An 11,511-nucleotide genomic window follows, 5' to 3' on the forward strand; every position below is an offset into this window, starting at 1 on the left:
GTTTTTTTATGTACTTGTATTCTTTAAGCGCACTTTTTAGCAAATATTGGTTGAGCGTTAACCCAACCTTTTTTAGCCTTGTGCGCCAGAACTTTATTTTTCTGGGCTTTCAGGTACTCGTGCAACACCCGACTCAATAGCCGCCTTAGATACCGCGGTAGCTATACGCTCGCACAGACGTGGGTCCATAGGTTTAGGAATAATATACTCCTTACCAAATGTCAGACTATCGCTTTTACTCGCGGCCAATACTTCCTGTGGTACAGGTTCTTTCGTAATAGCACGAAGAGCTTCAACCGCCGCCACTTTCATCTCATCATTAATGGCTGTAGCGCGAACATCTAAAGCACCGCGGAAAATAAACGGAAAGCACAGCACGTTGTTTACCTGATTAGGATAGTCTGAGCGGCCAGTAGCCATAATTAGGTCTTTACGCACTTCGTGAGCAAGTTCAGGCTTTATCTCAGGATCTGGATTAGAACATGCAAATACAATTGGGTTTTCAGCCATCAAAGAAAGCGCTTCTGGCGGTAAAACATCAGGGCCTGATACACCGACAAAGATATCTGCGCCTTCCATTACATCTTCAAGGGTGCGCTTATCAGTATTGTTAGCAAACAGCTTCTTGTGCTCAGTTAAATCTTCGCGACGAGTGTGGATAACGCCTTTTCTATCTAACATGTAGATACGCTCACGCTGGGCACCACACTTAATCAGTAGCTCCATACAGGCAACCGCTGCTGCTCCGGCGCCCATGCAAACAATTTTAGCGTTCTCTATATTTTTGCCCTGAATCTCTAGAGCGTTAAGCATACCTGCTGCGGTTACAATAGCGGTACCATGCTGATCATCATGAAATACTGGAATTTTACAGCGCTTAATGAGCTCTTGCTCAATTTCGAAGCATTCAGGTGCTTTGATGTCTTCTAGGTTAATACCGCCAAACGTATCAGCAATATTCGCCACGGTATTAATGAACTCTTCGGTCGTACGATGCTTTACTTCAATATCAATGGCATCTAGACCAGCAAAGCGTTTAAACAGAAGTGCTTTACCTTCCATTACTGGCTTTGAAGCTAATGGGCCTAAATTACCTAAGCCTAGTATCGCAGTTCCGTTACTGATAACCGCAACCAAGTTACCTTTGCCCGTATACTTGTAAGCGTTATCTGCATCCTCGGCGATTTCTCTCACCGGCTCGGCAACGCCCGGACTGTAGGCAAGAGCAAGGTCGTCGACGCTATCGGCTGGCTTAGATAGCTCTACGCGAATTTTTCCAGGTGTGGGTTTGGCGTGATAGTCGAGTGCGCGTTGTCTAAAATCTGACATGTAAAAAGGTATCCTTAGATGTAGGGTTCATCGGTATTTTTGTTCACGCTCTGTAGCTATTTTATTATCGTTGTAGTTATAGATAGATAAACATAAGCGCGTTACAACTAACTAATGACAAAAGTGATTATAAATAGTTGTTAGCACTAGTGTGGTACGTTGGAAACTGCAGACCTAGCGTTAACTCTTCCTGATTTCCCTAACATATCGCTGTTGATATAGGTCTAACATTTAGACCTGAATTTATATCCAAAAGCGCCACAAGCCTTAGCAGTTAAGCATTATTCATAAAATTAATGCTCACTATCAAGGTGCCGATCGCAACTCTAACACAGCCAATCACTGTGTACATATCTGATCAGAATTTTCAATTACCAATGTAGGGTAGGCATACTAATTAGACCAGTAAAATAAGTCTATAATTGTCATTCATAAAATTTATTTTTAAGTCTCACTTCATTTTGAAGGTGTATTATAGGCGCGGGTGCTAAGATGCTTATCGATTTATATTCGAAAAAACAGTATTGGATAATATTTCACAAAGATAGACCTCTTTATTTTCACTATTGTTTTTCTGATAAAATACGATAAATGGCCTCTCAAACTCGTTTTGAAGACAAAGAATATGACAGAGAAAAAACTAATCGCAGTGCTAACAGATGTGTGTGAAAACGTAAAATCTGACGATAATGGATTCGTATGGCTTACGCATTTAGGACCTTGGAAAGCGCCGAAAGTTATTGCCGTATTTAATACGGAGCAAGAGAAGCAGCAAGCATTGATTAACGGTTGGGATATGGACTTCATAAACCAGGTGAATATAGCCCTTGAATTTATTAAGTCTAGTCCAGCTGGAATTTATTTCGACAGTGAGGAAGCGTGTAAAAAACAAAGTAGAGGGGACTGGGAAAAGCACTTGGTAAGAGTCGAAAACCTTCATTAAGCATAATGAGCGCTTTGGTCTCAAATGTACGCGATATTGATATGATCAATTAGCTTTGATTAGAGGCGCTTGCATAAGTGGAAGCTATTCAATGTTAGTCTACTAACGTGAATAGTTATCTCTGGACAATAAAAAAGCGCCATGAAGGCGCTTTTTTCGAACTCGATATCAGGCTTACTTTTTGCCCAATGCACCGAAACGCTTCTTGAAGCGATCAACACGACCACCAGTATCAACGTTACGTTGCTTACCAGTGTAGAATGGGTGACATGAAGAACATACGTCTAGGTTAATGTCTTTACCAAGCGTAGAACGAATCTTCATTACGTTACCACATGAGCAAGTAGCTGTGATTTCTTCGTATTTAGGGTGGATATCTTGTTTCATTGGGTTACCTCAAATAATAAGGCCGTATCGCTATACAACCCGAAGTCGCACACCATACGTTACTTAGTTCAAATGATAAGTCGTTCAAAGAACAACCCATCGCAAAAAGAGCGGCGCATAATATAGGATGGATGTGGCATGATCAAGTGGTTTTTGCCCAATTGTTAAACAAAGCAGCTTGGCAAGAAGGCTACCCAAGAGAGCTAAACGAAAAACATTCCTTTTATGCTTTAACGTAAAGTATGTTTAAATATTTGTCTTTCAAGGCTAGGCCCATTAGCGTCAATAGTAAAATTGTGCGCTATAGCAAAATGTGTAGCTAACTGTTAGCAGCGCAAACTGCTGTAATATATGGGTCTGCAAGTAGCTTCAGTATTATTAGTTTCAATATAAGAAGCTTAGTAAGCGCATTACGCGCTGTAACAGCCATCAAATAAGGTAGAACGTTCGCAATGGCCTTTATCCAAGTTGCCGTGCCAGTGCCACTGCGCCAACTTTTCACATATACCCACGATAACGTACTCAGTGCGGGTGTCAGAGTGATTGTGCCTTTTGGCCCACGCAAATTGGTGGGTGTGGTCGTTGAAACCCTCCAAAAGCCTGAAAGTGAAATTGACAACGTCGACAAGTTAAAAGCTATCGAGTCGGTACTTGACGATAGCCCCATTATAGATGATGTGTTGCTGAAAATGGCACAGTGGCTGTGGCAGTATTATCACCATGCGCCGGGTGAAGTACTGCACGCCATGTTGCCTGTTTTATTACGCAAAGGCGAGTCGGCGGCTCCCACACCACAAGACATGTTAATGCTTACCGAAGAAGGTGTGCAAACGGCTGCAGAAACGCTATCGCGAGCACCTAAGCAACAAGCTTGCTTTGCTGCACTGGCTGGTGGAGCCTTATTAGCGTCGCAAGCGCGAAAGCAGTATGGTGCTCCTGCAGTTAAAGCGCTTGTTGAAAAGTCTTTGGTACGTATTGAAGAAATAACACCTGAATTTAAGCCAGGCAGCTGGCTTGCCTCGTTATCGCTTTCTGAAAAGCCAATTCCAGACACTGAGCAGTCAGTTGCCATTGCTGCGCTTAATCGTCAGCAAGGTAACTTCGCGGTAAGTTTACTTGAAGGGGTTACCGGTAGCGGTAAAACGGAAGTGTACCTTCAAGCCATTGAACCCTTACTGCGCGAAGGAAAACAGGTGCTTATTCTTGTACCAGAAATTGGGCTTACACCGCAAACCGTGTCACGCTTTGAGAAGCGCTTTGGCATTGCGGTGGGCGTTTTACACTCTCAGCTCTCTGATAAAGAAAGGTTAAACGTTTGGCAGCGGTCTAAAGCTGGCGAACTTGGTATTATTATTGGTACCCGCTCGGCTATTTTCACGCCATTACATAATCCAGGTATGTTGATTGTGGATGAAGAGCACGACGAGTCGTTTAAGCAGCAGGATGGGCTGCGCTACCACGCTCGTGATTTAGCTGCCATGCGTGCCAAGCAGCATAAGATTCCTCTTTTGCTAGGCAGCGCCACGCCCGCGCTTGAAACACTTAATAATGCGTTAAGCGGCCGCTATGCTCATTTACAGCTAACCAAGCGAGCGGGAGGTGCGAAAAGCACCCATCAGCATGTGTTGGACGCGCGCGACCAACCTATTCATTACGGCATTTCACAAGGCCTGTTAACGATAATGCGTCAGCACATTAACGCAGGAAATCAGGTGTTGGTGTTTGTAAACCGAAGAGGTTATGCGCCAGCGCTACTCTGTCATCACTGCGGTGAGACCGCAATGTGTAAGCGTTGTGATCGCCCTTATACCGTGCACAAAGCCCAAAACCGGTTACAGTGCCACCACTGCGGTGGCATGCGTTCAATGCCATCAAACTGCGAAGCGTGCCATCACAATGAATTAGTTACCGCAGGTACGGGGACAGAGCAAGTTGAGCAAGGGCTAGCAAGCTTATTTCCCGGCGTTAAACAGGTAAGAATAGACAGCGATACTGTGCGGGGTAAAGACAAGCTTCACCAAACCCTTGATGCTATTAATCGCCAAGAGTACCAGTTGCTGGTAGGAACCCAGATACTATCAAAGGGTCATCACTTTCCTCATGTCACTCTAGTAGCAGTGCTAGATTGTGATGGTGCCCTTTTTAGTGCCGATTTTAGAGCGCCAGAAAAGCTCGCTCAGCTTGTTACTCAGCTTGCTGGAAGAGCGGGGCGCGCCAGTAAACCTGGTGAAATGTGGCTTCAAACCCATAATCCTCATCACCCTTTACTACAAGATTTAGTGCACAATGGCTATGGGCATTTCGCGCGACACGCTTTAATGGAGCGTAAGGCAGCAGGGTTACCCCCTTTTATTAGCCAGTTTGTTATTCGCGCAGAGGCTACCGATAGCAGTTTGGCTTATCGCTTTCTACAGGAAAGTAAGCAGGTGTTTAATCAACAGCACGCCATTGATATAAACGGTCCGTTTCCTTGTTTAATTGAAAAGCGGCAAGGCAGGTTTCGGTTTATGCTGGTATGCAGCCATGAAAAGCGTGCGCCGCTTCACAATGCACTGCGTTTGGCACTGCCATTTTTACAGGCGTTACCACAGGCTATGAAGGTAAGGTGGTCGATTGATATCGATCCTACCGATTTCAGTTAGCTTGTTAGGTAGCAATACGTTAAAATTTTAGCAAGGTTGAAGAGGCTGAAACACCAGCCCTTCTAATAGACTTGGTATATGACGTTTTCTTACGCATACAAACAACGATAACAAGTAGGAATATTGCCGACTATGGCTCAACGCGATTATGTCTCTCGTGGACGCTCTCCTCAAAAAAAGAAGCCCGCTGGTAAAGGTAGAAAGCCGGCGACAAATACGCGAACAAACGCACAAGCTAACGCCCCAGTTTCTGGGAAGCTTCCTATCGTGCGTCTTATAGGCATTTTCGCTTTAGTGATTGGCTTCGGTGTATTTTTATGGTCGATAAAAGACAATGTAGAGGATGACGTAGATACTCAAGCTTCACGACCTGTTGCCCCGACAGAAGAGTCTTTACCTGAGTTGCCTGAAGAAGAATGGGAGTACATTAAGACCCTGCCAGGGTATGAAGTAGAAGTTGAAGTAAGAGAGCAGGAAAAGTCTGACAAACGCTATCTTATGCAGTGCGCCTCATTTAGAACCCGGGCCCAGGCTGAAGAGATGAAAGCTAAAATTGCATTTCAGGGTTTAGAAGCTCTTATCAGACACAGCACCGGCAGCAATGGCGATTGGTTCCGCGTTATTCTTGGCCCATATGAATCTAAGCGCGATGCGGAAAAAGCCAAGCATAGTCTGCGTAAGGTAAACATTGCCACATGCCAAATTTGGTACTGGAATTTGTAGCAGTTCATTGTAGGTGACACTTAATGCGCTGCATAGCGCGTAGCGGAAGTATGTATTTACAAGGAAGTATCAATGGGTTTTGCCATCACCGAACAACCAGATTACGCCGCTTATAGCATAGAAGAGCTTGAAGACGTTCTGGAAAATATCGATAAGCAGGCCTTTCCAGAGCGCTATCAGGCAGCGAAGAACGAGCTCGATTCTAGGCGAGCTACGCTGCCATTTGATGATGCGGATAGCGCCCTTCAAGACGATCACATTTCTCGACCCAAATGGTCTGAACTACACCTGATCACACGCATATCGAACATTACCTTTTTGGTACTTATCGGCGCTTTGTTTGTAACGGTTTTCACCAATTTTATCGTGATCAATGCTTGGCTAGACAATTCGAATTGGGCCATTGCTCTTCTCACTGTTGTTTATAGCGCCTTTTATTACCTCACTATTTTCGTTGATAAGCGACACGCACAGTTTGTGACTAAAGATTTGCGTGGAAAAATGACGTTACTTGGTATGCCGCTATTAGCCTTTTTCTTATGTTTTAGTTTCGTTGATACGGCATTGCCCTATACGCTTCACTTAATGTCCGACAAACAAGAGATAGAACGAAAATTTGCTTATGAAAAAGGAAGCGGCTCTAAACACTGTCGACACTCACTATTGCTAAAAGAGAGCGGAGCTTTGTCCGATGGGCGCTTATGCTTAGGGGAAAGCGAGCACAAACGCCTACCGAACAGAGGTTGGGTGTATGTAAAAGGTTATGAAAGTAGTTTTGGTTTTGACATCGAAAGTTATCGATTTCGCTAAGCCCAAATAGTAGGTACCTCTGAGCGCACATTCTTTTGTCTCACCCTTGAAATTAAAAAGCCTTCCCCCACTTATTTGTTATTGAATTATTACGCTGCTGCCTTAGTTCCGCGAAAAAGGTACATATAAAACGCAGCAGCGCCCAGCTAAACGGGGAAATAACGTGACAACGATTGTATCTGTACGACGTGGGAATCAAGTGGTAATGGCTGGTGACGGACAGGTATCACTAGGCAACACCGTAATGAAAGGGAATGCGCGCAAGGTGCGCCGTTTGTACCACGACAAAATTCTAGCGGGCTTTGCGGGCGGCACGGCCGACGCGTTTACGCTATTTGAGCGCTTTGAAGCCAAGCTTGAAGCGCACCAAGGCCATTTAACCAAGGCCGCGGTTGAACTTGCCAAAGACTGGCGGACCGATAGGGCGTTACGCAAACTTGAAGCCCTGCTTGCTGTAGCCGATGAAACAGCGTCATTCATCATTACCGGTAACGGTGACGTAGTGCAGCCAGAGCAAGATCTTATCGCGATTGGCTCTGGTGGTAACTATGCACAAGCGGCAGCTACTGCACTTTTAGACAATACCGAGCTAAGCGCTAAGGAAATTGCTGAAAAATCGCTGACCATTGCCGGTGATATTTGCGTATTTACTAACCATAGCCAAACGGTTGATGTACTAGATTACTAAGTAATAGCGAACGCTGTTATTGGCTTGTTGTCGCTCGTTTGCGTAGCAAGTACAACAAGTATTGTTAGAAAAGGGTTTATTCATGTCTGAGATGACACCAAGAGAAATTGTTCACGAGTTAGACCGACACATTATCGGTCAACAAGATGCCAAGCGCGCTGTATCTATTGCACTTAGAAACCGCTGGCGTCGTATGCAGCTTGAGCCTGAGCTGCGCCAAGAAGTTACCCCAAAAAATATTTTGATGATTGGTCCAACGGGGGTGGGTAAAACCGAAATCGCTCGCCGTTTAGCTAAACTTGCTAACGCGCCCTTCATTAAAGTTGAAGCGACAAAGTTCACCGAAGTGGGCTATGTGGGTAAAGAAGTTGAAACCATCATTCGTGATCTTGCCGACATCGCGGTAAAAATGACGAAAGAAAACGAAATGAAGAAAGTGAAATTCCGTGCTGAAGAAGCGGCGGAAGAGCGCATTTTAGACGTTTTGCTTCCTCCACCAGAAGACGCGTGGGGCAACAAAGAAGACGTTGAAGATCGCGGCACACGCCAAGCATTTCGCAAGAAGCTACGTCAGGGCGATTTAGACGACAAAGAAATTGAAATTGATGTGGCACTTCCACAGATGGGCGTAGAAATTATGGCGCCTCCTGGTATGGAAGAAATGACTAATCAGCTTCAAGGCATGTTCCAAAACTTGTCGGGTTCGCAAAAGAAAAAGAAGAAGCTGAAAATTAAAGAAGCGTTCAAACTGCTTATTGAAGAAGAGGCGGCACGCCTTGTAAATCAAGAAGACTTGAAAGAAAAAGCCATTGAGTCAGTAGAACAGCACGGTATTGTGTTTGTCGATGAAATTGACAAAATTTGTAAGCGTGAAGGCAATACGTCAGGCGATGTCTCTCGTGAAGGCGTACAGCGTGACCTGCTTCCACTTGTAGAAGGCTCTACGGTGTCGACAAAACACGGCATGGTTAAAACCGACCATATCTTATTTATTGCTTCAGGTGCATTCCAAATGAGCAAGCCGTCTGATCTTATCCCAGAGCTTCAGGGGCGACTGCCTATTCGTGTTGAGCTTGCTGCGCTGAAAGTGGGCGACTTTAAACGTATTCTTACCGAGCCAAACGCATCATTAACTCAGCAGTATGTTGCGTTAATGAAAACGGAAGGGGTTGATATCAGTTTTGACGATTCTGGCATTCAGCGTATAGCCGAAGCGGCTTGGCAGGTGAATGAGCGCACTGAAAACATCGGCGCTCGCCGTCTGCATACGGTGCTTGAACGCCTAATGGAAGATATCTCGTTTGATGCTTCAGAGAAAAGTGGTGAGTCGTTCGTGATTGATGCAGACTACGTTAATAGCCACCTAGAAACCTTGGTAGATAACGAAGACCTGTCGCGTTTCATCCTTTAAATAAATGCTAAGTAGAGGCCTCTTCCTGTAGTTGGTTTGTCCAATTAAAGGGGAGGCTTCATAATTTTTTGGCTAACCAAGTCGACAATTTGTAAATCAGAAATTTTATATTGAAGAGTGCCATTGGTGGGAAATGCCCGCGTGCCTGTATGTTTCTAACCTATAAATAACTATGAGCTTCTTAGCTAAAAGAGAACAAGCAGGCGGTTTAAAGTGGGAGTAATTCATTTTTGGCTGCTTTTAAAAGATCCGCCCATTCTTTTGGTGGGTGACCAGATTTCACCATCTTTTCAAAAACTTTATAAGCATCTGTTTTACTTCCATAAGCTCGTTTGTTTTTCTCGTCATTTACCCATGCATATACAATAACCTTTGACTCAAGGTGGAATCGAAAAAACAGTCGATACTGTTGAAAAAACTTTGCTCTAAACCAGTGCTTATTGTCATCGCCCAATGTATTTCCTTGGCGGAAACTTGCGTGAGTAGGATCATGGGGGATGAGTTCAAAGGCCAGTCTTTGGATAGCCGCTAAACGCTTAGTAACATTTTTCTTTTTGTAATTTTGCGGATCTTTTTCCCGTAGAGCTTCAACCTCCCCTTTAAGACTGAGATACTGCTCTTTAAATAATGGATGAGCATAAAGTGTCCAACCGTTTACGACCATTGGTATCGCTTTTTGCAAACTTACTCATCCTCATCCAATAAAGGAGCGTCTAGGTCAACTTCGACACCTTGAATCAATTCACTAACGCTCTCACGCATGCTCGTAGATAACGGTTCTAGCTTCTCTGGGTGAGCCTGGATATCACGAGCTATAAACGTCAAAAACTCGCCAATTACAGGGTCGTTTTGTTGTGTTTCTGCACGCGATATAACTACGCTACCGTCAGCTTGAATGGCATACTTAATTTTGTCTTTTTTACTTAAACGTAATGCCTGACGAACAGAACTAGGTACTGTAGTTTGGAATCGTTCAGTAAGCGTTGATTCAGTTTCTAAAGCAGCGCGTGTCATAACAACCTCTAAAATATATAAACTAGGTTACTCCAAATTTTAGTACGGCATTAAAGGTAATGCAAATGCATTACCTTGCTGCGTTAGGTCATAAAGTATTTCGGCTACTAATGTATAGACGAAGTGCATAGTGTACTCCCACCTAAGATCTTTGACTTTTATTGCCTGACCTAATCGGAAAGCGTTAGGCACTTAAAAATAATCTAACGCTAATATTTAAAAAGCAGTGCCACCAATTTATCTGTTATATCTAGACCGGTATCATTTTCTACTTTTAAAAAGTAGGGACTCGGGTTCGCCTCTAGAAAAAAGTACTTTCCCTTCGCACTTCTGCGCCAGTCGATTGCGCACCAATGCATATCTAATGCTTGGCAAATTTCAATAGCCAGACGCTGTACCTCGTTTGGGATAATAGTCACAGACACACTGGCATTGTCGTCGTTTCTATAATCTAGTTCGCTTGAGTCGATTTGTACGCTTAGCACATCATCGCCTAGTACATAGCTACGTACATTTTCGCCCACAATGTATTTTTGGAAGGTCACAGGGCGCTCATTTAAAAGTGAATTTAGGAGCGGGCGCATATTAGACTGTTTATTTACAAACTGCGCCGTGCGACCGCCGCGTACTGGCTTATAAATAACTTCTCGCATGTTGTTGCAAAACTGAGAGGCGACTTCGGGGGCATTGCCAACGAAGGTGTAGGGTATATGTGCACCCAACTTGCCTGCAACCCGTGACTGGTAAGGCTTACATTGATGGCTTCTTACAGCATCGATAGAGTTCACCCATTTGATGTCGCTATAGCTAAACCAACACAGTAAGGTGCTCGCCCGTTCTTGCTCGACCCAAGTAGCATCAGCTAACAGGTTAGGTGGCTTATTGTTAAGCTCATCTGTCTTAATCTGATTATTCACAGCGTGATTGGGTCGAGTATTCTCACCTGATGCTGTCAACGAAGCTCCCGGCAAATATTCATGCCAGTAGGCCGCTTTGGTGTTCGAAAAAGTCACTCTGGGTTGGTCACATAGTGTCGGTGAATTGAAATGGACTAATCCGTCGTCAAAATCAGGGTCATAGCTAATACTCCAAGCTGTACCGAATTGTTGCGTATTAGCGATATAAAAAGGGGTAGCTGTTTGACTAAGCGCCTTCGCTACGTGTTGAATTTGTGGATCTTGCTCACTTCCTAAAAGTGCAACGTGCATTCGCGCTCCTTGCTAACGGGTTATGGGTAAAGAGTATTGTTTTTAAAAAGCGCAACACATGGACAGTTCGTAAACACTGGCTATCCATATGCTGACGCTAAGGGGGTTAATGCTATGACAAAATATCTGGTAGTTTGCCGCCGCCTTCACCAATAGCCATGGTGATATAAACCGGTTCTTTGGGGGAAGGGCCAACTACCGGCACGGTATCGCTTAAACGAACGCGTAGACCGCCGGATACTTCAAACAGTTGCGCTTCCGCTAAAGCAACGGGCTCGGTGCTTGCTGGTGGGGTTAGATTTGGTTGGTTGTGATTTAGTTGATGGTGTTTCATAAAGTACGCTCCTTGTAGTGGC

The 11,511-nt window shown here is 44.4% G+C and carries 12 protein-coding genes; 6 read left to right on the top strand and 6 right to left on the bottom strand.

Annotated elements, in window-relative coordinates:
* Positions 1-93 precede the first annotated feature (93 nt).
* Positions 94-1,329 carry a malic enzyme-like NAD(P)-binding protein gene (locus ACXAFM_RS11480; RefSeq protein ID WP_474829584.1) on the bottom strand — a complete coding sequence of 412 codons (1,236 nt, stop codon included), beginning with the start codon at positions 1,327-1,329 and terminating at the stop codon, positions 94-96.
* A 625-nt stretch (positions 1,330-1,954) separates the two neighbouring features.
* Between ACXAFM_RS11480 and ACXAFM_RS11485 the strand changes: the two genes are divergently transcribed.
* Complete coding sequence (locus ACXAFM_RS11485) at positions 1,955-2,272, top strand: hypothetical protein (protein ID WP_474829586.1); 318 nt, start codon at positions 1,955-1,957, stop codon at positions 2,270-2,272.
* A gap of 174 nt (positions 2,273-2,446) precedes the next feature.
* On the opposite strand, the gene rpmE is transcribed toward ACXAFM_RS11485, so the two are convergent.
* Positions 2,447-2,659: a 50S ribosomal protein L31 gene (gene rpmE / locus ACXAFM_RS11490; protein WP_012519872.1), complete on the bottom strand. Its 213-nt coding sequence runs from the start codon at positions 2,657-2,659 to the stop codon at positions 2,447-2,449.
* Between the two features lie 452 nt (positions 2,660-3,111).
* On the opposite strand from rpmE, the gene priA reads away from it, so the two are divergent.
* The 5 genes from priA to hslU all read left to right on the top strand — a co-directional run bounded on the left by priA (position 3,112) and on the right by hslU (position 8,933).
* Positions 3,112-5,301, top strand: coding sequence for a primosomal protein N' (gene priA / locus ACXAFM_RS11495; protein WP_474829588.1), 2,190 nt, complete (start codon positions 3,112-3,114; stop codon positions 5,299-5,301).
* A 132-nt stretch (positions 5,302-5,433) separates the two neighbouring features.
* Entirely contained in the window at positions 5,434-6,024 is a 591-nt protein-coding gene (locus ACXAFM_RS11500; RefSeq protein ID WP_474829590.1) for an SPOR domain-containing protein, read from the top strand.
* Positions 6,025-6,096: 72 nt separating this feature from the next.
* Positions 6,097-6,834 carry a hypothetical protein gene (locus ACXAFM_RS11505; protein WP_474829592.1) on the top strand — a complete coding sequence of 246 codons (738 nt, stop codon included), beginning with the start codon at positions 6,097-6,099 and terminating at the stop codon, positions 6,832-6,834.
* A gap of 163 nt (positions 6,835-6,997) precedes the next feature.
* On the top strand, positions 6,998-7,522 hold the full coding sequence (gene hslV, locus ACXAFM_RS11510; RefSeq protein ID WP_025257580.1) for an ATP-dependent protease subunit HslV: 525 nt from the start codon (positions 6,998-7,000) through the stop codon (positions 7,520-7,522).
* An 82-nt stretch (positions 7,523-7,604) separates the two neighbouring features.
* Positions 7,605-8,933: an HslU--HslV peptidase ATPase subunit gene (gene hslU / locus ACXAFM_RS11515; protein ID WP_118491788.1), complete on the top strand. Its 1,329-nt coding sequence runs from the start codon at positions 7,605-7,607 to the stop codon at positions 8,931-8,933.
* 208 nt (positions 8,934-9,141) lie between these two features.
* On the opposite strand, the gene ACXAFM_RS11520 is transcribed toward hslU, so the two are convergent.
* The 4 genes from ACXAFM_RS11520 to ACXAFM_RS11535 form a co-directional block, all read right to left on the bottom strand.
* Entirely contained in the window at positions 9,142-9,597 is a 456-nt protein-coding gene (locus ACXAFM_RS11520; RefSeq protein WP_474830572.1) for a type II toxin-antitoxin system YhaV family toxin, read from the bottom strand.
* A 20-nt stretch (positions 9,598-9,617) separates the two neighbouring features.
* Positions 9,618-9,947: a type II toxin-antitoxin system PrlF family antitoxin gene (locus ACXAFM_RS11525; protein WP_474804333.1), complete on the bottom strand. Its 330-nt coding sequence runs from the start codon at positions 9,945-9,947 to the stop codon at positions 9,618-9,620.
* Between the two features lie 209 nt (positions 9,948-10,156).
* Positions 10,157-11,155 (bottom strand): ATP-grasp domain-containing protein, encoded by a 999-nt coding sequence (locus ACXAFM_RS11530; protein WP_474829594.1) that lies wholly within the window; start codon positions 11,153-11,155, stop codon positions 10,157-10,159.
* Between the two features lie 112 nt (positions 11,156-11,267).
* Positions 11,268-11,489, bottom strand: a complete 222-nt coding sequence (locus ACXAFM_RS11535) for a hypothetical protein (RefSeq protein ID WP_474829596.1) — start codon at positions 11,487-11,489, stop codon at positions 11,268-11,270.
* Positions 11,490-11,511: the final 22 nt, after the last annotated feature.

Source organism: Alteromonas sp. ABD4_190 (genome assembly GCF_056160105.1).

Excerpts from the sequence above, each read along its gene's own strand:
- ACXAFM_RS11480 (WP_474829584.1), bottom strand. The coding sequence starts at position 1,329 with ATGTCAGATTTTAGACAACGCGCACTCGACTATCACGCCAAACCCACA.
- ACXAFM_RS11485 (WP_474829586.1), top strand. The coding sequence starts at position 1,955 with ATGACAGAGAAAAAACTAATCGCAGTGCTAACAGATGTGTGTGAAAAC.
- rpmE (WP_012519872.1), bottom strand. The coding sequence starts at position 2,659 with ATGAAACAAGATATCCACCCTAAATACGAAGAAATCACAGCTACTTGC.
- priA (WP_474829588.1), top strand. The coding sequence starts at position 3,112 with ATGGCCTTTATCCAAGTTGCCGTGCCAGTGCCACTGCGCCAACTTTTC.
- ACXAFM_RS11500 (WP_474829590.1), top strand. The coding sequence starts at position 5,434 with ATGGCTCAACGCGATTATGTCTCTCGTGGACGCTCTCCTCAAAAAAAG.
- ACXAFM_RS11505 (WP_474829592.1), top strand. The coding sequence starts at position 6,097 with ATGGGTTTTGCCATCACCGAACAACCAGATTACGCCGCTTATAGCATA.
- hslU (WP_118491788.1), top strand. The coding sequence starts at position 7,605 with ATGTCTGAGATGACACCAAGAGAAATTGTTCACGAGTTAGACCGACAC.
- ACXAFM_RS11520 (WP_474830572.1), bottom strand. The coding sequence starts at position 9,597 with ATGGTCGTAAACGGTTGGACACTTTATGCTCATCCATTATTTAAAGAG.
- ACXAFM_RS11525 (WP_474804333.1), bottom strand. The coding sequence starts at position 9,947 with ATGACACGCGCTGCTTTAGAAACTGAATCAACGCTTACTGAACGATTC.
- ACXAFM_RS11530 (WP_474829594.1), bottom strand. The coding sequence starts at position 11,155 with ATGCACGTTGCACTTTTAGGAAGTGAGCAAGATCCACAAATTCAACAC.
- ACXAFM_RS11535 (WP_474829596.1), bottom strand. The coding sequence starts at position 11,489 with ATGAAACACCATCAACTAAATCACAACCAACCAAATCTAACCCCACCA.